The sequence below is a fragment of the Achromobacter sp. B7 genome, assembly GCF_003600685.1.
Taxonomy (GTDB): domain Bacteria; phylum Pseudomonadota; class Gammaproteobacteria; order Burkholderiales; family Burkholderiaceae_B; genus Achromobacter; species Achromobacter spanius_B.
In genome coordinates this window covers 5356487-5377070 of record NZ_CP032084.1, presented here as the reverse complement: position 1 = coordinate 5377070, position 20584 = coordinate 5356487, and the positions used below count along the sequence as shown (strand labels likewise).

The window sequence follows — 20584 nt, the reverse complement described above, 5'->3', positions numbered from 1 at the left end:
ACATGCAATGGGCAGCCCGCGCCATTCTGGCAGGACTATGCGTGTTTTCAGCCGAGGCGTTGGCCAAGCGGCCGGAAGTCATCGTGGACCCGGGCGGCGTGCCGCCGGCCGCGCTGACGGCCATTACCGAGGCCGTTGATGCCATTGCTCGGCTGGCTGAAGACCAGGACGGGGGCGAAATCAACCGGCTGCGACGCCGTGCGCGCGACGCCACGCTGGCCGCGCTGGCCACGCAGGGTTACTTTTCACCCACGGTAACGCTGGAATCCGGCACCGATATCGGCGGGGAAACCTGGGATATCGGCATCGTGCCGGGCAAGCGCACGACCGTCTCGTCCGTGGACCTGAAGTTCACCGGCCGCATCACGCGTCCGGAATTCGCCCAGCGTGTGCAAAAGCTGCGCGACGACTGGCAGCTCAAGGCCGGACAGCCATTCATCAATAGTGACTGGAACCGCGCCAAGTCGAACCTGCTGGACGAGATATCGACGCGCGACTTCATGCTGGCGCGCATGACGGCATCGCAGGCGGAAATCATGGCCGACACGGCCACCGCAGCCTTGCAGGTGACCGTGGACAGCGGGCCGCAGGTCCGTATGGGCGAACTGACCACCGAAGGCCTGAAACGCGTACCGGACAAGCTGGTGCAGCGCTACGTGCGCTATTCGGTCGGGGCCGCCTACGATCAGAACCGACTGGATACCTGGCAGCAGGACCTGCAATCAACGGCCTTCTTTCGCGGCGCCTTCGTGTCGTTGGAGCCGCCCGGCAGCACGCCGCCGCAGGCGGCCGACGTGAAATCCGATCGCGCCCGCGCGCCCGGCTCTGCCGATGTGGCCGCCGCCACGCCCGCGGGCGACCCCACCGTGTCGGGCGCGGTGCCGCCGCCGCCGCCCACCTATGACTCGGATGGCGAAGTGACCTTGCCCGTGCAGGTGCGCGTGGTGGAAGCGCCGCCCAAGCGCTTCACGGCCTCGATCGGCGTGGACGACGAGGCGGGCGTGCGCGTGGAATCGCTATACCGCCAGAACGTGGTCTTCGGCCAACCCGTCACCATGGAAACCGGTTTCAGCGTGGACCGCCTGCGTCAGCGCGCCTACGCCGACTTCCTGCTGCCGCCCACCGAGCGCGGCTACAAGGATTCGTTTGGCGTGCTGGCCGACCATTCCGACATCCAGGGCCTGGATGTAACCCGCTATGCCCTGGGCGCCACGCGTCTGCAAGAGCGCAAGGGCGCGGGCGACAGCCGCGTCGAATATGAAACGCGTTGGGGCCTGCTGCTGGCACAGGACCACGTAAAAATCGACGGCGGCGACGAATATACGTTGCCCACGCTGACCGCCACGGCCGAATGGCTGCGCCGCGACGTCGACAACAAATATGACCCGCGCGAAGGCAACCTGATTGCCGTGGGCGGCGGCGTGGGCGTGACGCTGGACACTGGCGAACCCTATACCCGCGCCCGCCTGCGTGCGCAGAAATGGTGGCCCATCGGCAAGCTGGACGTCTTGACGGTGCGCGGCGAGGTCGGCCGCGTGTGGTCCAGCAGCAAGGTGCAGGTGCCGGACGACTTCGGCTTTCGCACGGGCGGCGCGCGGTCCATACGCGGCTACAAATATCAAAGCATCGGCGTGCAACGCGACAACGCCGTGGTGGGCGCGCCGACGCTGGTTGTAGGTAGCGTCGAATACGACCACTATTTCAACGAACGCTGGGGCATGGGCGTGTTCGTGGACGCGGGCGATGCCGCCGAGTCCTTCGGCGACATGTCCCTGGCGGTGGGCTACGGCGTCGGCGCGCGGGTGCGCACCCCCGCCGGCCCCTTGTTCCTGGACGTGGCCTACGGCCAGCGCGAGCGCGACCTGCGTCTGCACTTTTCGTTGGGGATCGCGTTTTGAAGCTGTTGCGCAAATTCCTGCGGCAGGTGCTGGTGTGGTGGCTGCCGGGTTTGGCGATGCTGCTGTTGCTGGCCGCCGGCTTCCTGTTCTGGCTGGTGGGGTCGCAAAGTGGCACGCGGCTGTTGCTGACCACCGCCGCCCAGCAGTTGAACGGCCAGGCGCTGGACGTGAACGGATCGTTGTTGCGCGGCGTGACCGTGGGCAAGCTGGACCTGGACGCGGGCGGCACGCGCGTCGATATCAGCCGGCTACATCTGAATGTGGACTGGCGCGCGCTGGGCCAGCGGCGGCTGCATGTGCGCGACGTGTCGGCGGAATCGGTGCGCGTGGCCTTGGCCCCGTCAGCCGAGGCGCCCGCCACGCCGGACGATAACGAGCCGTTTTCCTTGCCGTCCCTGCCCGTGGATATTGCCGTGGACCGCCTGGCCCTGGGTGATTTTCAACTGGAGCAGGACGGCCAGCCGTTGCCGGTCACGCTGGGCGACCTTAGCGCGACGTTCGCGGCCGGCAAGCAAGGCGCGCAGCTGCGCATCGCGTCGCTGCGGGTTGGCCACGAGGTGGGCGAGGCGCAGGTGTCGGGCGAAGCGCAGCTGCAAGGCATGGCCGACCCCTGGCCGTTCGCCGCGCGCCTGGATGTGACCGCGCGCGGGTCCGGCCCCGAATCTCCCTTGTGTCAGGCGGACCGATTAGGGGGCGTATTCGCGGCGGGTCCGGCCGCGACGGGCAAGCAAGGGGACACGACGTCGCAAGCCAAGCCCGCCGCCGGCGCCGAACGCACGGCGCAACCGGGCGCGCGGACTGCGCCGCAATCGGGAACATCGGCGAAACCGCGCGGCAGCGCACCGAGCAACGCGCAGGCGAACTCCAAAGCCAATGCGCCGGCGTCCGACGCGAACGTGCAGGCGAACTCCAAAGCCGACGCGCAGGCGAACTCCAAAGCCAATCAGGGCCGCAACAAAGCCGATGCGCGGACGACCACAGCAAGCGCACAGGTAAATCCCAAAGCCACGGGGAACGCCAATGTGGCCGCCGGGCCGGGCGCGAGCGCCGGCTCCAAAGCCGCTACTTCCGAGATCGCCGGCCCGCCCGCGCCCGCCTGCCAGGTCGTGCTGCGCGCCGATGCGGCGGGGTCGATGGATGGCATCCAGGCCAAGCTGGACGGTGCCGGGTCGGGGATGCTGCTGGACGTGGTGGCCGACCTGGCCCCGCGCACCGCGCTTATCCTGCGCAGCGCCCGCGCCAACGCGCAGCTGCCGGATAAGTCGACCCTGGCCGCCCAGTTCGACCTGCAATCGGGCGCCGGCCAAGTCGCCGGCCGCGACCGCATCACCGGCACGATCAGCGCGCAGCGTTTGGATCTGGCGCCGTGGTTGGGCAAGGACGTGCCCCCGGCAGTCCTGACGGTGCGCGGCGACGTGCAGGCCGACATTGAAAACCTGAGCCAGTTGCGCCATGCCGCCATTGACCTGCGTTTCGAAGAGGGCACCCGCTGGAACAAGCAGCCGCTGACGGGCGGCGTGAAAGCGCAAGTGGACATCGCCGCAACCGAGCCCGGATCGGCACCGGCCGCGGCACCGGCAACAGCGACGGCGCCGGCACCCGCAACGGCACCCGCAACGGCACCCGCAACGGCACCTGCACCCGCACCCGCACCCGCACCCGCACCCGCACCCGCACCCGCACCCGCACCCGCACCCGCACCCGCACCCGCACCGGCACCGGCACCCGCACCCGCACCCGCACCAGCGGGCTCCACAACGGCGCCAACGACCGCACCCGCCGCCTCCTCCGACCCGCTGTCCGGACTGCGCATTCACGGCCTGGACGTGGACTTGAAGCTGGGTCGTAACCGCATCCGCGCATCGGGCGAGATGGACGCCACCGACGGCGCGCTGACCTTGGACGCGCAGGCGCCGCAGCTGGACGCCTTCTGGCCCGGCATCCCGGGCGGCGCCGAGCTCAAGGGCAAGCTGGCCGGCAATATCGCGGCGCATCGCGGCGAGCTGAACGCCGGTTACACCCCCGCCAAGCCCCGCGCGGGCGTGCTGGGCGAAGCGCCGGCCAAAGCCAATATCGTCTTTGCCGGCGGCTGGGGCAAGGGCCCCGCGGGCCAGCCCGACGCGGCGCTGGTGGGCTGGCGCGGCACCTTTTCCAAGCTGACGGCCGATAGCGCCGGGTTCATCGTGGCGGCAGACCGGCCGGTCTCTTTGGCCTATCTGCCGTCGGCCGTGCACCCGCAATGGCAGTGGCAGGTGGGCCAGACCGTTCTCAGCGTGACGCTGCCGGGCAAGGAACGCCTGACCTTGGCGCACCAAGGCTCGCGCGGCGGTGGCAAGCGCTGGGAAACCGCCGGCCAGGCCGACAACCTGGTCATCACGGCCGCCATGGCCCGCCAGGTGATTGGCGCGCTGGACCCCGAGGCCGCCGCCAAGCTGGGCAAGGGCCCCTCGCGCGTAAACGCCATGGTGCCCGAGGGCCAGCGCCGCATCGCCCTGGACCTGCTTTGGGACTTGAAATTTGACGGCCGCCTGGCGGGCAAGGCGCGCATTGCCCGCCGTGAAGGCGACCTGCTGATCCCGGGCGACCCGCCCGTCCCCCTGGGATTGAAGGCGCTTGTGCTGGACCTGACGGCCACGCCCACGTCGCCCAACGCCAGCCGCCTGGACGCCAGAATCGACCTGGCTACCGCCAAGATGGGCACCGTGAACGGCACCGGCACCGCCGTGCTGCGCGTGGACGCCAAGGGCGGCATGGCGCTGGACGAGCGCCAGCCGCTGCGTGCCAAGCTGGACGCCGACATTGCCGATCTGGCCTGGGTCGGCCTGTTTGTGGGCGATTCGATGGAAGTGGGCGGCGCCGTCAAGGCCAACGTCGAGGTGCAAGGCACCTTGGCCGGAAAATGGTCGGCCACGGGCAACATCCGGGGCGACAAGCTGCGCCTGGTCCGCATTGACGACGGCGTGCGCCTGGTGGACGGCACGCTGTCGGCGCGGCTGGACGGCCAGCGGCTGGTGCTGGACAGCCTGCGCTTTCCGGCATCGCTGCGCGTGATGCCGGCCGAATGGCGCACCAAGGAATGGATCACGACCAACCCCGAGGCCAAGGGCGGCTACGCCGAGGCGCGCGGGCAGTGGAACATCATGGACGGCGGCGGCGACATCAAGCTGACGCTGTACCGCTTTCCGGCCTTGCAGCGCTCGGACCGCTACGCCATGGTTTCCGGCACGGTCACGCTGACGGCCGCCATGCCGCGCATCGACATCGTGGGCGACCTCAAGGCTGACGCCGGGTGGTTCAGCCTGGAAATCCTGCAGGGCGTGCCGTCGCTGGATGACGACGTCAAAGTCATTCATCCGGGCCAGGATCGCGCCACGGTGTCCACGCCGCTGCAAACCAGCATGAACCTGAAGTTCGACATGGGGCCGCGTTTCTACATTACGGGCATGGGGCTGGACGCCGGGCTGCTGGGCTCCATCCAGATTCTGCTTAATGACGGCCGGCTGACCGGCGTGGGCGCGTTGCGCACGCGGGGCGGCGGCATCGAGGCCTATGGCCAGAAGCTGCGTCTCAGCCGGGGCACGCTGACGTTCCAGGGCCGGCTGGACAACCCGCTGCTGGACATCGAAGCCCTGCGCACGGGCGAACAGGTTGAGGCCGGCGTCAAGGTGGTCGGCACCGCGCAGCGCCCGCGTATCGACCTGGTGTCCTACCCGGACGTCAGCGATGTCGAAAAGCTGTCCTGGCTGCTGCTGGGGCGCGGACCCGACGAAAGCGGCAGCGACGCGGCCTTGCTGGTGTCGGTGGGCACCGCGCTGCTGGGCGGCGGCCAGCCGTTCTACAAGCAGTTCGGGCTGGACGATGTCAGCGTGCGCACCGGCAATATCGGCAGTTCGGGCAGCATCCTGCCCGACCGCACGGTGGCCGGCGACGTAAACCGGGACAGTGACAGCCAGCTGGCAACCCAGTTCCTGGTGGCCAGCAAGTCTTTCGCCAACGGCATCACGCTAAGCGTGGAGCAGGCGCTGGCCGGCAGCGACACCGTGGGCCGGGCCAGTTACCGTCTGGCGCGCGGGCTTTCCGTGGACTTGAAAGGTGGGTCGGTCAACGGCATCGCGCTGGTGTACCGGACGTTCTGGGGGAACTGAGTAAAATGACGGCCACTTCACCCCTTTAGCACCATTCCCACCATGAGCATCAAAAGCGACCGCTGGATCCGCCGCCAGGCCGACGCCGGCATGATCGAACCCTTTGAACCGGGCCAGGTCCGCACGGCCAATGGCGGGCGCATCGTCAGCTACGGCACCAGCAGCTACGGCTACGACGTGCGCTGCGCCGATGAATTCAAGATTTTCACGAACATCAATTCCACCATCGTCGACCCGAAAAACTTCGACGAAGGCTCGTTCGTGGACTTCAAGGGTGATGTTTGCATCATCCCGCCGAACTCGTTCGCCCTGGCCCGCACGGTGGAATACTTCCGTATTCCGCGCAGCGTCCTGACCATTTGCCTGGGCAAAAGCACCTACGCGCGCTGCGGCATCATCGTCAACGTGACGCCGCTGGAACCCGAATGGGAAGGCCACGTCACGCTGGAATTCTCGAACACCACGCCGCTGCCCGCCAAGATCTACGCCGGCGAAGGCTGCGCGCAGATGCTGTTCCTGGAAAGCGACGAAGTGTGCGAGACCTCGTACGCGGACCGTGGCGGCAAATACCAGGGCCAACGCGGCGTGACGCTGCCGCGCACCTGATCGGGCGGCGCTGGCGGCTTAGCCCGCGAGCCCCGGCGCCGGGCGCAGGTAGTCGATATCCCATTCCGACTCGGCCGTCTGCACAAACCCGTGCCGGCGATAAAACCGGTTCGAATCGCTGCCCCGCAGCGCGCCCACACTGACCGGCAGCCCCTGGCTGTCGGCGTCACCCAGAATCCGTTGCAGGACGCGGCCGCCCAGGCCCTGTCCCTGCGCGGCGGGCGCGAGGTACAGGTGGTCCAGCCGCAGGCCCTGGCCGTCCGGCCGCAGGGCATAGAACCCCACCCGTTTTCCGGCATGTTCGATCCACCAGGTGCAATCCGGGTGGAAATTGGCGCGCAGCCGTTCCCGGGCACGCGCCGGGTCGAATCTGCCCGCTCGTTCCAGGCTGTCGCGCATGGCCTGCACGCGGATGTCGGCCAGCGCATCGAAGTCGGATGCCGAGACGGGCAGGGTGCGCACCTGATCGCCCGTGATTTCGTCATAGCCGCGTCCCAAGAATTGCAGGATGCAGATGCCGTGGCCATATGGGTCGCTAAGGTGCGCGATGCGGCCCCAGGCGTGAGTGGCAGCGTGGCCTTCCAGGATGGCGCCGGCGGCTACGGCCTGATCGACGGCCCGGTCCACGTCGGGCACGACGACGTCCAGGTGCACGGGCGTCCAATGGCGGGCGTAATCGCGCGATGGCGCCGCCGCGCCTGCCGCACCCGCCGCACCCGTCGCGGTGGTGCCAGCGGCCTTTTCCAGCAGATAGATGGGGGCGTTGGCGCCCAGCATTTCAGCCGCTTTCGGCCCCAGCCGCCGGTGCAGCGTCAGCCCGAAGGCGCGTTCGTAGAAGACGATGGCGTGTTCAAGATCGGGCACATCGATATTCACAAGCAGCTGCATGGCGGCATTCCTTCGGCGGGGATGAAAACATATCACGCGCGCCAGGGGCCGGCGACACAGCGGTAACCGCGCTAAAGAACCCCCGCCGGCGACCGTAAAAAGGATATATATGTTTGCCGATTTGGCGACGTCATCTCTGCAAGCGAGCAAGGCCCCCACCGTGCGTTACCCCCATATCCCCTGGCTGCCCCTGTTGTTCTACCCCGCGTTGCCAGTGGCCGCCGCGGTAGGCCTGATGCTGTGGCGCGAGTGGCCGCCCGCGCTGACCTTGATCGTGCCGTTCGTGCCGTGGGTGATGGCGCTGATCGGCGCGGCCATCTGTTTGATGTATCAGCGTTCGCAAACCATGGCGCTGATGCTGTGCGTGCTGGCGGCCACGGCGGTATGGCCGACGCTGGCGCGCGAGGCGCCATGGGCGTTGGGCCCCGCGCTGGCGTGGTGGGCCATTGCCTACACCATCAACGCGCTGTGGGCCGAACGATCCAGCATGCTGTTGGACCTGGCGCTGCGCATCGGCCTGATTGCCGTCGGCATGGCCGGCATTGCGCTGGTCGGCAAAGAAGGGCTGGTGGAAGTGTTTGGCACGCTTGCCCTGCAAGGCAAGCTGGCGCGGCTTGGCGTGCCGGTCGAGGCGCTGGTGGCGTTGCTGGGCACCGGTCTGACGCTGACCCTGTTGCTGCTGCGTTATGGCCGCCCGCAACAGGCCGGACAATGGTTGGGGTTTGTGTGCATGGCGTGGGCATTGCCGCGCGGCGCGCAGCATCCGATCGAACTGGCCCTGATGTCCGCCGCCGCGCTGACGGCGCTGTGCATTTCACTGGCCCACGAAGGCTTTCACATGGCGTTTCGCGACGAGCTGACCGGCTTGCCGGGCCGGCGCGCGCTGAACGAACGCCTGCAACGCATGGGCCGCGTCTACACGCTGGCGATGGCCGACGTGGACCATTTCAAGGCATTCAACGATACGCACGGGCACGACGTGGGCGACCAGGTGCTGCGCATGGTGGCGTCGCAGCTGCGGCGCGTGCCGGGCGGTGGGCAGGCGTATCGCTACGGCGGCGAAGAATTCACGTTGGTGTTTCCGGGCAAGACGGCGGCGGAAAGCCTGCCGCACCTGGAAGCGGTGCGCCGCGCAATCGAGGCCTACCAGATGCGCCTGCGCGACAAGCCCGCGCGACCCAAGGCAGATCAACTGGGCCAGCGCCGGCGCGGTGCGCGCGGTGCGCGCAACCCGCGTCCGCTGCGGGTAACGGTAAGCATCGGCGTGGCCGAGCGGGGCGACGCGCTGCGTGCGCCGGACGCGGTCATCAAGGCGGCCGACCAGGCGCTGTACAAGGCCAAGGACGGTGGCCGCAATCAGGTGTGCGCCCACGGCACGCGGCGGCGCGGGGCGGCGGCGTAGGGCGCTCCGCCCGCTTTGTCGTTTACTTTTCCGCCAACGGCAGCGCCATCAGCGTTTCGTCGTAAAGCTGGTCATTGACGCATAGCGCCTCGCGTTCGCGCCCGTATTCCACGAAGCCCAGGCCGGCATACAAGGCGGCGGCCGACGTGTTGTTGGACGTGACGCTTAGCTGCACCTGACGTATGCCGCGCATGGTGCGGGCATGCGCGATGGCGGCTTGCAACAAGAGCCGCCCCAGCCCGTGGCCACGCTGTTCGGGCGCGACGTACACGCTCCAGATATGCGCCTTGTGCCGCATCTTCAACTTGCGCTGGCGGCCCACGCCGATGATGCCCACCAGGTCATCACCCACGAACACCCCGAACATCGCGCTGTCGTCCTGCGGCGTGACCCAGCCTTTGATGTCGTCCAGTGTCAGCGTGTGTTCCTCTTCGTAACTCGATCCGAACGATTCCGGCGTTTCAATCAGGGCGTCCAGGCGCAAACGTCGTAGTGACGGGGCGTCACGGGCGGTCAGGCGTCTGACTAGCGGTGCGGTCATGGGCGGCAAGTGTTGGGAATAGGAAACGTTGAGGGGTTTCCCGCCGATTATAGGTAACACGCTTGCCTATAATGGCCCTATTGCCGCTTGCGGTTTTCACAAAGGAGCCAACGATGTTCGGTTTCCTCAAGACAAACCAGGAAGCCACCCTTGATGAAGTGCAGGACGCATTTGTCGAACGGGTGGCAGACGCCGCGCAAGACTTTGTACAAGCCGCCGAATCCACCGGCGCCATATTGGACTACTCCCTGTCCAGCATCCACGCGCTCGATACCGCGCTGGAAGCCGCCCGCCTGGGCACCTTGCCGCTTACCCCCATGCAAACCGTTGGCGCCGCCGCCTACCTCTACGAGGTTGGACGCCGGGCGCATGGCGGGCTGTACGAGGTCTGCGACGACGAAGACCCGGTCGTGCTCGTCTGTGGCGAACCCGGGGCCGAAGTCTGCTTTGGCGCCATCGCCAAGGTAGAACGCCGGATCCGGGACGGGGCCACCGAGTCCATCCCCGCCTACTTCGAGCAGTTCACCTTGGCATTGGAAGCCGGCGAAGCCCGCACCATCCGCTAGGTTTGCTCCGTGCCGCCGTTGCTGTCGCTGTGCTGAAAGCCCGGCTTTTGGCGCGATGACAACGGCTGTTCGGCCTATCTGGGGATTTCCCGTAGGACTGAAAGAAAAACAGCCCTACAATTCCGCCATTCCCGCCTGTTGGGCGGGGGCTCGCGCCGTCTGTCATCAGGCGGATTTTTACTAGCAGTACACTCGCGCCGCGTTATGCGACCGAACCCGCCATGCCCCCAGGAGCGCCTGCATGAAATTTCGCTTCCCCATTTTCATCATCGACGAGGACTACCGTTCCGAGAACGCGTCCGGTTTGGGTATTCGTGCCTTATCTGAAGCGATCGAGGCCGAGGGCGTCGAGGTGATCGGGGTGACCAGCTATGGCGACCTGAGTTCGTTCGCGCAACAGCAAAGCCGGGCCAGCGCCTTCATCCTGTCGATTGACGATGAAGAGTTCGACGTGGACTCGCCCGAAGACGTGGCCAGCGCCATCAAGAACCTGCGCATGTTCATCGGCGAACTGCGCTTTCGCAACGCCGACATCCCCATCTATCTGTATGGCGAGACGCGCACGTCGGAACACATTCCGAACGACATCCTGCGCGAACTGCACGGCTTCATCCACATGTTCGAGGACACCCCCGAATTCGTGGCGCGCCACATCATCCGCGAAGCGCGCAGCTACGTGGATTCGCTGCCGCCGCCGTTCTTTCGCGAGCTGGTCAAGTACGCGCAAGACGGCTCGTATTCCTGGCACTGCCCGGGCCACTCGGGCGGCGTCGCCTTCCTGAAGAGCCCCGTGGGCCGCATGTTCCACCAGTTCTTCGGTGAAAACATGCTGCGCGCCGACGTCTGCAACGCCGTGGACGAACTGGGCCAGTTGCTGGACCACACCGGCCCCGTGGCCGAGTCCGAGCTGAACGCCGCGCGCATCTTCCACGCCGACCACTGCTTTTTCGTGACCAACGGCACGTCCACGTCCAACAAGGTCGTGTGGCACGCCAACGTGGCCGCCGGCGACGTGGTCGTGGTGGACCGCAACTGCCACAAGTCGATCCTGCACGCCATCACGATGACGGGCGCGATCCCGGTGTTCCTGCGCCCCACGCGCAACCACCTGGGCATCATCGGCCCGATTCCGCTGGAAGAATTCCACCCGGACAACATCCGCAAGAAGATCGAGGCCAACCCCTTCGCGCGCGAAGCGGTGAACAAGAATCCGCGCATCCTGACGCTGACGCAAAGCACGTACGACGGCGTCATCTACAACGTGGAAATGATCAAGGAGCAGCTGGGCAGCTATGTCGATACGCTGCACTTTGACGAAGCCTGGCTGCCGCACGCCTCGTTCCACGAGTTCTACCAGGACATGCACGCCATCGGCCAGGACCGCCCGCGCAGCCAGGACGCGATGGTCTTCGCCACGCACTCCACGCACAAGTTGCTGGCCGGCATTTCGCAGGCTTCGCAGATCATCGTGCAGGAATCCGAGACCCGCAAGCTGGACCGCAACGTCTTCAACGAGGCGTACCTGATGCACACGTCGACCTCGCCGCAGTACGCGATCATCGCGTCGTGCGACGTGGCCGCCGCCATGATGGAGCCGCCCGGTGGCACCGCGCTGGTCGAGGAAAGCATCCGCGAAGCGCTGGACTTCCGCCGCGCCATGCGCAAGGTGGAATCCGAATTCGGCAAGAACGACTGGTGGTTCAAGGTCTGGGGCCCGAACCGCCTGGTGTCCGAAGGCATCGGCAACCGCGACGAATGGATCCTGGAAGCCAACGACCACTGGCACGGCTTCGGCGAAATGGCCGAAGGCTTCAACATGCTGGACCCGATCAAGGCCACGGTCATCACGCCGGGGCTGGACATGTCGGGCAGCTTCGGCGAAACGGGTATCCCGGCCGCGCTGGTCTCCAAGTACCTGACCGAGCACGGCGTCGTGGTCGAAAAGACCGGCCTGTATTCGTTCTTCATCCTGTTCACCATCGGCATTACCAAGGGCCGCTGGAACACGCTGTTGACCGCGTTGCAGCAGTTCAAGGACGACTACGATCGCAACCAGCCGCTGTGGCGCATCCTGCCCGACTTCTGCCGCGTGCATCGCCGCTACGAACGCATGGGCCTGCGCGATCTGTGCCAGGAAATCCACGAAGCCTACCGTGCGCGCGACGTCGCCCGCCTGACCACCGAGATGTACCTGAGCGACATGGTGCCGGCGCTGAAGCCGTCGGACGCCTTTGCGCGCATGGCGCACCGCGAGGTCGAGCGTGTCGACATCGACAAGCTGGAAGGCCGCGTCACGGGCGTGCTGTTGACGCCGTATCCCCCGGGCATTCCGCTGTTGATTCCGGGCGAACGCTTTAACCGCACGATCGTGCAGTACCTGCAATTCGCGCGCGAATTCAACGAGCGCTTCCCCGGCTTCGAAACCTATATTCACGGCCTGGCCGACGAACTGGGTCCGGATGGCGAAAAGCGCTACTACGTTGATTGCCTGATCGAAGAATAAGACCCGGCGGGTCTGGAGTCCTGATGTTTGATGTAGCCGTCCTCGGCGCCGGCGCCGCTGGCATGATGTGTGCAGCGGTGGCCGGGCAGCGCGGCTTGCGCGTGGTGCTGGTCGACCATGCCGAGCGCCTGGCCGAAAAAATCCGCATCTCCGGCGGTGGCCGCTGCAACTTCACCAACATCGGGACCGGGCCCGCCAATTTTCTGTCCGAAAACCCGCATTTCTGCCGCTCGGCACTGTCGGCTTACACGCCGCAGGATTTTCTGGCGCTGATGAAGCGCCACCATATCGCCTGGCACGAGAAACACCGTGGCCAGCTGTTCTGCAACGATTCCAGCGAATCCATCATCAACATGCTGCGCGCCGAGTGCGACGCGGGCGATGTGCAATGGCGCATGGGCTGTTCGGTGGCCGATATCGGCCATGGCGAGCAGGGCTTCGAACTGCGCACCAGCCAGGGCGTGATCCGCGCGGCCAAGCTGGTCGTGGCCACGGGCGGCATGGCGATTCCGCAGCTGGGCGCCACCGACTTCGGCCTGAAGATCGCGCGCCAATTCGGCTTGAAAGTCGTCGAGCCGCGACCCGCGTTGGTACCGCTGACCTTTGACTCCGCACAATGGCAGCCGCTGTCCGAGCTGTCGGGCGTGGCGCTGGAAGTGGGCCTGGAGACGGGGCAGGGCAAGGCGCGGGGTGAATTCCTGGAAGACCTGCTGTTTACCCATCGCGGCCTCTCAGGCCCGGGCATCCTGCAAATTTCCAGCTACTGGAAGCCGGGCGAACCCATCGTGATCGACCTGGCACCGGGCCGCGACCTGGCCGAAGAATTGCTGGCGTCCAAGTCGGGCAACCGGCAGCAGCTGCATACCGTGCTGGCGGGCCTGTGGCCCAAGCGCCTGGCCGATCGCTGGCTGCATCTGGCAGAGCAGGGCGGCAAGCCCGGCCTGGCCGCGATGCGCCTGGCCGACGCGCCCGACAAAACGCTGCGCGCGCTGGCTCAAGACATCCACCAATGGACGCTGGTGCCCAGCGGCACCGCCGGCTACAAGAAAGCCGAAGTGATGCGCGGCGGCGTCGACACGCGCGGCCTGGACCAGAAATCCATGCAAGCCAAAACCACGCCCGGGCTGTACTTCATCGGCGAAGCCGTGGATGTGACCGGCTGGCTGGGCGGCTACAACTTCCAATGGGCCTGGGCCTCCGGCGTGGCCTGCGGCAAGGCGCTGTAAGAGCGCAGTTTTCAAGGTCGTGATGACGCGATGATCGCGCAGTAATTGCGCAACGCCACATCATCATTGTTTTATCAAATAAAAATACATATCATTTGTGTTTCCTGTCTTGGCTGTCGCCGGCCGTTCTTTGGCCCTCGGCCCCGACCTTCGATCATCGACTGTCGCCGTTCCCTCGGAACAGGCGAGTCCCACGGAGACGCTCATGCCCTACACCCTTCCGACGCTGCCCTACGCCTACGACGCCCTGGAGCCTCACATCGACGCCATGACGATGGAGATTCACTACAGCAAGCATCATCAAACCTACGTCACCAGCCTGAACGCGGCGCTGGATGGCGCCGGCATCAGCACGGAAGAACCCGTTGAAGCCCTGGTCGCGCGGCTGGACCAATTGCCGCAAGCCATACGCGGCGCGGTGCGCAACCATGGCGGCGGCCACGCCAACCACAGCTTGTTCTGGTCCGTGATGTCGCCCCAGGGCGGTGGTGAACCCGATGGCGCGCTGGCCGCCGCTATCGAATCCGAACTGGGTGGCCTGGCCGCCTTCCGCGAGGCCTTCACCAAAGCGGCCCTGACCCGCTTTGGCAGCGGCTGGGCCTGGCTCTCGGTCACGCCGGCCGGCAAGCTGGTGGTGGAAAGCAGCGCCAATCAGGACAGCCCTCTGATGCACGGCAATACGCCGATCCTGGGCCTGGACGTCTGGGAACACGCCTATTACCTCAAGTACCAAAACCGTCGCCCTGAATACATTGGCGCCTTCTACAATGTCGTGAATTGGCCCGAGGTGGCGCGCCGTTATGCGGCCGCAAAGGGTTAAGCCCGCTTTGTGATGGAGGCATCGGCCCCATGAACACATTCAGCCGTCACCGCGTGCGTCCCGCGGCCACCAGCATCAGCGTCTGGACCCTGGCCGTGCTGGTGTCCTGCCTGGCGATGCACCAGCTGTGGGCGTACCTGGACGTGCGCGCGCCGCACGTGGCCGACGCCCTGCTGGGCGGGCTGGTAGCGGCCGGCGCCACCGCGCTGGGCACCGTGCCCATCCTGTTCGCCCGCACCATCCCGCAAAAGGTCCAGGACAGCATGTTCGGGTTCGGCGCGGGCGTCATGCTGGCGGCCAGCGCGTTTTCCCTGGTGGTGCCGGGCATCGCGGCGGCCGAAAGCCAGGGCATGGGCCGCTGGGGCGCGGGCCTGACGGTGGGGGCGGCCATTCTGCTGGGCGCGGCGGTGCTGCTCATCATGGACCGCACGCTGCCGCACGAACATTTCATCAAGGGCCGCGAAGGCATCGAGGCGCGCCGCATGCGGCGCGCCTGGTTGTTCGTTATCGCCATCACGCTGCACAACCTGCCCGAAGGCCTGGCCATCGGCGTGGGTTACGCGGGGGGCGATCCGGTGGCGGGCACCGCGCTGGCCACGGGCATCGCGATCCAGGACATTCCCGAGGGGATGGTTGTCGCGGTGGCGCTGTTGGCCGCCGGCTATAAGCGGGCCTTCGCCGTGGCGCTAGGCATGTTGTCGGGGCTGGTCGAACCGTTGGGCGCGGTGCTGGGCGCCGCCATCGTCGGCTGGTCCGTCTTGCTGCTGCCCTGGGGGCTGGGCTTTGCGGCGGGCGCCATGCTGTTTGTCATCAGCCACGAGATCATTCCCGAATCGCACCGCAAGGGGCACGAGGTCTACGCCACGTGCGGGCTGATGCTGGGCTTTGTGCTGATGATGTTGCTGGACACGGCGCTGGGCTAGCCCGGGGGTTGGTGTCCGGTTTGGCGTGGTCCACGGCAGCGGTTTGTGGCCGGGCCGCGCCCGGAAATCGCGCTTTTCCAGGGCTGGTTTTCGTTGTATGCTTGGCGCCGCTGTCACGCATGTTTGCGGGAGAGAGCGCCCCTTTCACCAGGGTCGCCGCCGAAGGCGCAATTCGCCCAGAATCGCTCAGGTAACCGATACCGCACATGCTTGCCCCGTCCCGGTTTTTACCGTGTGGATGCGGCAAAACAGTACTCTGGAGAGACCTGGCGCCGCCCCGAATTCGGGACACAGCGAGCAGCCCAGGCGCCGAAGGTGCAAACCCGCCCAGCGCGGGGCAACTCTCAGGCAAAAGGACAGAGGGGCGGAAGATTCAGCCGATGCCGTGCGGGCGCAATCCGCTTGTCACGACCGGCATTCCGTAACCCTGGCAAGCCATTGCCGTCCCGGAGTTTCCGCGCATGTCCGCAACCCTCAAACGCACCCCGCTGGCCGACGAACACATCGCCTCCGGCGCCCGAATGGTCGATTTCGGCGGCTGGGACATGCCCTTGGCCTACGGCTCGCAGCTTGAGGAGCACCACGCGGTGCGCCAGGACGCCGGCATGTTCGACGTGTCGCACATGCTGAACGTGGATGTGGCCGGCCCCGATGCCTACGCCTTCCTGCAACGCCTGGTCGCCAACGACGTCGCCAAGCTGACCGTGCCCGGCAAGGCGCTGTATTCGTGCATGCTGAACCCGCAGGGCGGCGTCATCGACGACCTGATCATCTATTTCTTTGCCGCTGACGAATGGCGCGTGGTCGTCAACGCCGGCACCGCCGACAAAGACGTGGCCTGGATGCAGCGCGTGAAGCAGGCCGGCAGTTTCGACGTTGCCATCACCCCGCGCCGCGATCTGGCCATGGTGGCCGTGCAGGGCCCGAACGCCCGCGCCAAGGTCTGGGCCGCGCGCCCGGCCTGGCAAGCCGCCTCCGAAGCACTGACCCCCTTCGTTGCCGCCCGCGTGGGCGACGACACGCTCGTCGCCCGCACCGGCTACACCGGCGAAGACGGCTTTGAAATCGTTCTGCCTGCGTCCGACGTCGTGCAGTTGTGGCGCGACCTTGCCGCCCAGGGCGTGCGCCCGGCGGGCCTGGGCGCGCGCGACACGCTGCGCCTGGAAGCCGGCATGAACCTGTATGGCCAGGACATGGACGAGCTGACCCAGCCCGACCAAGCCGGCCTGACCTGGACCGTGTCGCTCAAGAATGCCGAGCGCCGCTTCATCGGCCGCGACGCGCTGGAACAATTCGCCACCCCCGCCGCCTTTGTCGGCCTGAAGCTGCAAGAGCGCGGCGTGATGCGCGCCCACATGGCCGTGCGCTGCGCGCAAGGCACGGGCGAACTCACCAGCGGCACCATGTCGCCCACGCTGGGCGTGTCGATCGGCTTTGCCCGCCTGCCGCAAGGCGTGCGTCCGGGCGACACCGTCCAAGTCGACATCCGCGGCAAATGGGTGCCCGCGCTGGTCTGCAAGCTGCCCTTCGTGCGTAACGGCAAAGCCGTCGAACACTCGTAAACTCGAAGCTTCGCGCGAACGGCCGCTGCCAGTTGACGCACACGCCGCTCGCACGAGGCGCGCAACACCATTCATCTACCCGTATTCCCTAGAGGATTTCCCATGAGCCTGCCCACCGATCGCAAGTACACCCAGTCCCACGAATGGGTCAAAGCTGAAGGCGACGTGTTCGTCGTCGGCATCACCGATACCGCCCAGGACCAATTGGGCGACCTGGTTTTCGTTGGCGACGTCAAGGTTGGCGCCAAGCTGAACGCGGGCGAAACCGCCGGCGTGGTCGAGTCGGTCAAGGCCGCCTCGGATATCTACGCACCCGTCAACGGTGAAATCGTTGCCTTCAACGACGAGCTGGAAAACAACCCCAGCCTGATCAACGAATCGGCCTTCACCACCTGGATCTTCAAGATCAAGCCGGTCAACGCGGCAGATGCCGACAAGCTGCTGGACGCCGCCGGCTACGAAGCCGTCGCCAACGGCTAAGAAGCCGGTTCGAGCCGGGCGCGCCGACCTCTTGGCGCGCCGGCCTGATGCACCACCACCCGAGAGTTCCCATGTCGCGCGCCCTAGACACCCATACCGACTTCATCCCCCGCCACATCGGCCCGTCCGACGCCGACCAGGCCGCCATGCTCCAAGTGATTGGCAGCGCCAGCCTGGACGCCCTGATCGACGAAGTCGTTCCCGCCAAGATCCGCAGCCAGGCCCCGCTGGCGCTGCCGCCCTCGCGCAGCGAAACCGACGTGCTGGCCGAACTGAAGCAGATCGCGGGCCGCAACAAGGTCTTTCGCAATTACATCGGCCAGGGTTACTACGGCACGCAGACCCCCAACGTCGTGCTGCGCAACATTCTTGAGAACCCCGCCTGGTACACGGCCTACACGCCGTATCAGCCGGAGATCTCGCAAGGGCGTCTTGAAGCCCTGCTGAACTACCAGACCATGGTCGCCGACCTGACCGGGCTGGACATCTCCAACGCCTCGCTGCTGGACGAAAGCACGGCCGCCGCCGAAGCCATGACGCTGGCGCGCCGTGGCGCCAAGTCGCAAAGCCCGGTGTTCTTCATTTCGCGCCACGTGCATCCGCAGACCATCGAAGTCGTGCGCACGCGCGCCGAAGGCCTGGGGCTGGAAATCACCGTGGGCGACGAAGCGCAGGGCCTGCCGGAATGCTTCGGCGTGCTGCTGCAATACCCGCACAGCACCGGCTCGGTGTCCGACTACCGCAAGCTGGCAGAAGCCGCCCACGCGCAAGGCGCCGTGGTTGCCTGCGCCACCGACCTGCTGGCGCTGGCCCTGTTGGCCGCCCCGGGCGAGTGGGGCGCGGACATCGCCATCGGATCGGCGCAACGCTTTGGCGTGCCGTTCGGTTTTGGCGGCCCGCACGCCGGCTTCATGGCCTGCAAGGATTCCTTCAAGCGCAACATGGCCGGCCGTTTGGTCGGCGTGTCGAAAGACGCACAAGGCAATCCGGCAATGCGCCTGGCGCTGCAAACGCGCGAACAGCACATCCGCCGCGAGAAGGCCACGTCCAACATTTGCACCGCGCAGGTGCTGCTGGCCGTGATGGCCGGCATGTACGCCGTGTGGCATGGCCCCGAAGGCATCCGCCGCATTGCCCAGCGCGTGCAGCGCAGCACCGCCATCTTGCGCGCTGAACTCATCAAGCTGGGCGTGAAGGTCGTGAACGACACGTTCTTCGACACGCTGCTGCTGGAAACGGGCGCGGCCACCCCGGCCATCCTGACGGCCGCCGAGTGCGAGCACATCAACCTGCGCCGCGTCGACGGCGCGCGCCTGGCCGTGTCGCTGGACGAAACCGTTACCGTCGCCGACCTGCAAGCGCTGGTCAACGTGTTTGCCGCCGGCCTGGAACGCGATGATGTCGAACTGGACATCGACGCGCTGGACGCGGCCGCCGCCGGCGGCATTCCCGCATCGGTCGCGCGCGAAAGCGCCATCCTCAAGCACCCCGTCTTCTCCAGCGTGCAATCCGAAACCGACATGCTGCGCTACCTGCGCAAGCTGGCCGACAAGGACCTGGCGCTGGACCGCACGATGATCCCGCTGGGTTCGTGCACCATGAAGCTGAACGCCACGGCCGAGATGATCCCCATCACCTGGCCCGAATTCGCGCTGATCCACCCGTTTGCCCCCGCCTCGCAAAGCCAGGGTTACAACGAACTGATCGACCGCCTGTCCGCCGCGCTGTGCGAAATCACCGGCTACGACAACATCAGCCTGCAACCGAACTCGGGCGCGCAGGGCGAATACGCCGGCCTGCTGGCCATTCGCGGCTACCACCAGGCCAACGGCCAGCATCAGCGCAACGTCTGCCTGATCCCGGCCTCGGCCCACGGCACCAACCCCGCGTCGGCGCAGTTGGCCGGCATGGACGTGGTGGTGGTGGCGTCCGATTCCAACGGCAACGTCGATCTTTCCGATCTGCGCGCCAAGATCGAGCAGGTCGGCGACAAGCTGGCCGCGCTGATGATCACCTACCCGTCCACACACGGCGTGTTCGAGGAAGCCGTCACTGAAATTTGCGACATGGTCCACCAGGCCGGCGGCCAGGTGTACCTGGACGGCGCCAACATGAACGCCATGGTCGGCGTGGCCCAGCCGGGCAAGTTCGGCTCCGACGTATCGCACCTGAACCTGCACAAGACGTTCTGCATTCCGCACGGCGGCGGCGGCCCCGGCGTGGGTCCCGTAGCGGTGCGCGCGCACCTGGCGCCGTACCTGCCGGGCGTGGTGAACGAACAGGGCAAGCTGCCCGGCGAAGCCAAGGTCGGCCCGGTGTCGGCCGCGCCGTTCGGTTCGGCCGGCATCCTGCCGATTCCGTTCGTCTACATCGCGCTGATGGGTGCCGACGGCCTGCGCCGCGCCACCGAAGTGGCCATCCTGAACGCCAACTACATCGCTACCCGCCTGCGCGACCACTATCCGGTACTGTACGCGGGCCGCAATGGCCGCGTGGCGCACGAGTGCATTCTGGACGTGCGCCCGTTGAAGGAAACCAGCGGCATCAGCGCCGAGGACATCGCCAAGCGCCTGATGGACTACGGCTTCCACGCGCCCACCATGAGCTTCCCGGTGGCGGGCACGCTGATGGTCGAGCCCACGGAATCCGAAGGCGTGGCCGAGCTTGACCGCTTCATCGACGCGATGATCTCCATCCGCGAGGAAATCGCCCAGGTCGAGCGCGGCGAACGCGATCGCGAGGACAACGTCCTGAAGAACGCGCCGCACACCGCGCAGATGCTGTTGGCCGAAGAATGGCTGCACGACTACCCGCGCCAGCAGGCCGCCTACCCGGTGGCGTCGCTGCGCGAGGCCAAGTACTGGCCGCCCGTGGCCCGTGTGGACAACGCCTACGGCGACCGCAACCTGGTCTGCGCGTGCTTGCCGATCGAAGCCTACGCGTAGGGCATTACGCGTAGCGGCGATAAAAAAGCCTCCATCTTGCGATGGAGGCTTTTTGTTGGGCGCTTGCCCGTATCGGTAT

14 protein-coding genes and 2 riboswitches are annotated in these 20584 nt (G+C 66.5%); of the genes, 12 read left to right on the top strand and 2 right to left on the bottom strand.

Annotation, left to right across the window (positions count from 1 at the left end; translation table 11 throughout):
• The first annotated feature begins 2 nt into the window (after positions 1-2).
• Genes DVB37_RS24275 through dcd form a run of 3 tightly spaced genes read left to right on the top strand, consistent with a single transcriptional unit; the run spans position 3 to position 6649 of the window.
• Positions 3-1898 (top strand): autotransporter assembly complex family protein, encoded by a 1896-nt coding sequence (locus DVB37_RS24275; protein ID WP_120157002.1) that lies wholly within the window; start codon positions 3-5, stop codon positions 1896-1898.
• Positions 1895-6043, top strand: coding sequence for a translocation/assembly module TamB domain-containing protein (locus DVB37_RS24270; RefSeq protein ID WP_240433988.1), 4149 nt, complete (start codon positions 1895-1897; stop codon positions 6041-6043). The genes DVB37_RS24275 and DVB37_RS24270 overlap by 4 nt, the downstream gene beginning before the upstream one ends.
• Positions 6044-6085: 42 nt before the next feature.
• The gene (gene dcd, locus DVB37_RS24265; protein WP_006221748.1) at positions 6086-6649 is read left to right on the top strand and encodes a dCTP deaminase; all 564 of its coding nucleotides are present in this window, start codon (positions 6086-6088) and stop codon (positions 6647-6649) included.
• Between the two features lie 18 nt (positions 6650-6667).
• Here the strand turns inward: dcd and DVB37_RS24260 are convergent, their stop codons facing one another.
• Positions 6668-7537, bottom strand: a complete 870-nt coding sequence (locus DVB37_RS24260; protein ID WP_120157001.1) for a GNAT family N-acetyltransferase — start codon at positions 7535-7537, stop codon at positions 6668-6670.
• A gap of 160 nt (positions 7538-7697) precedes the next feature.
• On the opposite strand from DVB37_RS24260, the gene DVB37_RS24255 reads away from it, so the two are divergent.
• Positions 7698-8939, top strand: coding sequence for a diguanylate cyclase (locus DVB37_RS24255; protein WP_120157629.1), 1242 nt, complete (start codon positions 7698-7700; stop codon positions 8937-8939).
• Between the two features lie 22 nt (positions 8940-8961).
• On the opposite strand, the gene DVB37_RS24250 is transcribed toward DVB37_RS24255, so the two are convergent.
• The gene (locus DVB37_RS24250) at positions 8962-9480 is read right to left on the bottom strand and encodes a GNAT family N-acetyltransferase (protein ID WP_120157000.1); all 519 of its coding nucleotides are present in this window, start codon (positions 9478-9480) and stop codon (positions 8962-8964) included.
• Positions 9481-9593: 113 nt separating this feature from the next.
• Between DVB37_RS24250 and DVB37_RS24245 the strand changes: the two genes are divergently transcribed.
• The 8 genes from DVB37_RS24245 to gcvP all read left to right on the top strand — a co-directional run bounded on the left by DVB37_RS24245 (position 9594) and on the right by gcvP (position 20505).
• Entirely contained in the window at positions 9594-10046 is a 453-nt protein-coding gene (locus DVB37_RS24245; protein ID WP_120156999.1) for a hypothetical protein, read from the top strand.
• A 241-nt stretch (positions 10047-10287) separates the two neighbouring features.
• Positions 10288-12549: an arginine/lysine/ornithine decarboxylase gene (locus tag DVB37_RS24240; protein ID WP_046805107.1), complete on the top strand. Its 2262-nt coding sequence runs from the start codon at positions 10288-10290 to the stop codon at positions 12547-12549.
• 23 nt (positions 12550-12572) lie between these two features.
• Positions 12573-13775, top strand: coding sequence for an NAD(P)/FAD-dependent oxidoreductase (locus DVB37_RS24235; RefSeq protein ID WP_120156998.1), 1203 nt, complete (start codon positions 12573-12575; stop codon positions 13773-13775).
• A 205-nt stretch (positions 13776-13980) separates the two neighbouring features.
• Complete coding sequence (locus DVB37_RS24230; protein WP_120156997.1) at positions 13981-14595, top strand: superoxide dismutase; 615 nt, start codon at positions 13981-13983, stop codon at positions 14593-14595.
• 29 nt (positions 14596-14624) lie between these two features.
• Positions 14625-15518: a ZIP family metal transporter gene (locus tag DVB37_RS24225; protein ID WP_046805104.1), complete on the top strand. Its 894-nt coding sequence runs from the start codon at positions 14625-14627 to the stop codon at positions 15516-15518.
• Positions 15519-15634: 116 nt separating this feature from the next.
• Positions 15635-15731, top strand: a riboswitch (glycine riboswitch).
• A gap of 33 nt (positions 15732-15764) precedes the next feature.
• Positions 15765-15888, top strand: a riboswitch (glycine riboswitch).
• Positions 15889-15979: 91 nt separating this feature from the next.
• Positions 15980-17080 carry a glycine cleavage system aminomethyltransferase GcvT gene (gene gcvT, locus DVB37_RS24220; protein ID WP_120156996.1) on the top strand — a complete coding sequence of 367 codons (1101 nt, stop codon included), beginning with the start codon at positions 15980-15982 and terminating at the stop codon, positions 17078-17080.
• Positions 17081-17182: 102 nt separating this feature from the next.
• The gene (gcvH, locus tag DVB37_RS24215) at positions 17183-17560 is read left to right on the top strand and encodes a glycine cleavage system protein GcvH (protein ID WP_046805102.1); all 378 of its coding nucleotides are present in this window, start codon (positions 17183-17185) and stop codon (positions 17558-17560) included.
• A gap of 71 nt (positions 17561-17631) precedes the next feature.
• Positions 17632-20505: an aminomethyl-transferring glycine dehydrogenase gene (gene gcvP / locus DVB37_RS24210; protein WP_046805101.1), complete on the top strand. Its 2874-nt coding sequence runs from the start codon at positions 17632-17634 to the stop codon at positions 20503-20505.
• The last annotated feature ends 79 nt before the right edge of the window (positions 20506-20584 follow it).

Excerpts from the sequence above, each read along its gene's own strand:
- DVB37_RS24245 (WP_120156999.1), top strand. The coding sequence starts at position 9,594 with ATGTTCGGTTTCCTCAAGACAAACCAGGAAGCCACCCTTGATGAAGTG.
- DVB37_RS24235 (WP_120156998.1), top strand. The coding sequence starts at position 12,573 with ATGTTTGATGTAGCCGTCCTCGGCGCCGGCGCCGCTGGCATGATGTGT.
- dcd (WP_006221748.1), top strand. The coding sequence starts at position 6,086 with ATGAGCATCAAAAGCGACCGCTGGATCCGCCGCCAGGCCGACGCCGGC.
- DVB37_RS24225 (WP_046805104.1), top strand. The coding sequence starts at position 14,625 with ATGAACACATTCAGCCGTCACCGCGTGCGTCCCGCGGCCACCAGCATC.
- DVB37_RS24260 (WP_120157001.1), bottom strand. The coding sequence starts at position 7,537 with ATGCAGCTGCTTGTGAATATCGATGTGCCCGATCTTGAACACGCCATC.
- DVB37_RS24240 (WP_046805107.1), top strand. The coding sequence starts at position 10,288 with ATGAAATTTCGCTTCCCCATTTTCATCATCGACGAGGACTACCGTTCC.
- DVB37_RS24230 (WP_120156997.1), top strand. The coding sequence starts at position 13,981 with ATGCCCTACACCCTTCCGACGCTGCCCTACGCCTACGACGCCCTGGAG.
- DVB37_RS24275 (WP_120157002.1), top strand. The coding sequence starts at position 3 with ATGCAATGGGCAGCCCGCGCCATTCTGGCAGGACTATGCGTGTTTTCA.
- gcvH (WP_046805102.1), top strand. The coding sequence starts at position 17,183 with ATGAGCCTGCCCACCGATCGCAAGTACACCCAGTCCCACGAATGGGTC.
- gcvT (WP_120156996.1), top strand. The coding sequence starts at position 15,980 with ATGTCCGCAACCCTCAAACGCACCCCGCTGGCCGACGAACACATCGCC.
- DVB37_RS24250 (WP_120157000.1), bottom strand. The coding sequence starts at position 9,480 with ATGACCGCACCGCTAGTCAGACGCCTGACCGCCCGTGACGCCCCGTCA.
- gcvP (WP_046805101.1), top strand. The coding sequence starts at position 17,632 with ATGTCGCGCGCCCTAGACACCCATACCGACTTCATCCCCCGCCACATC.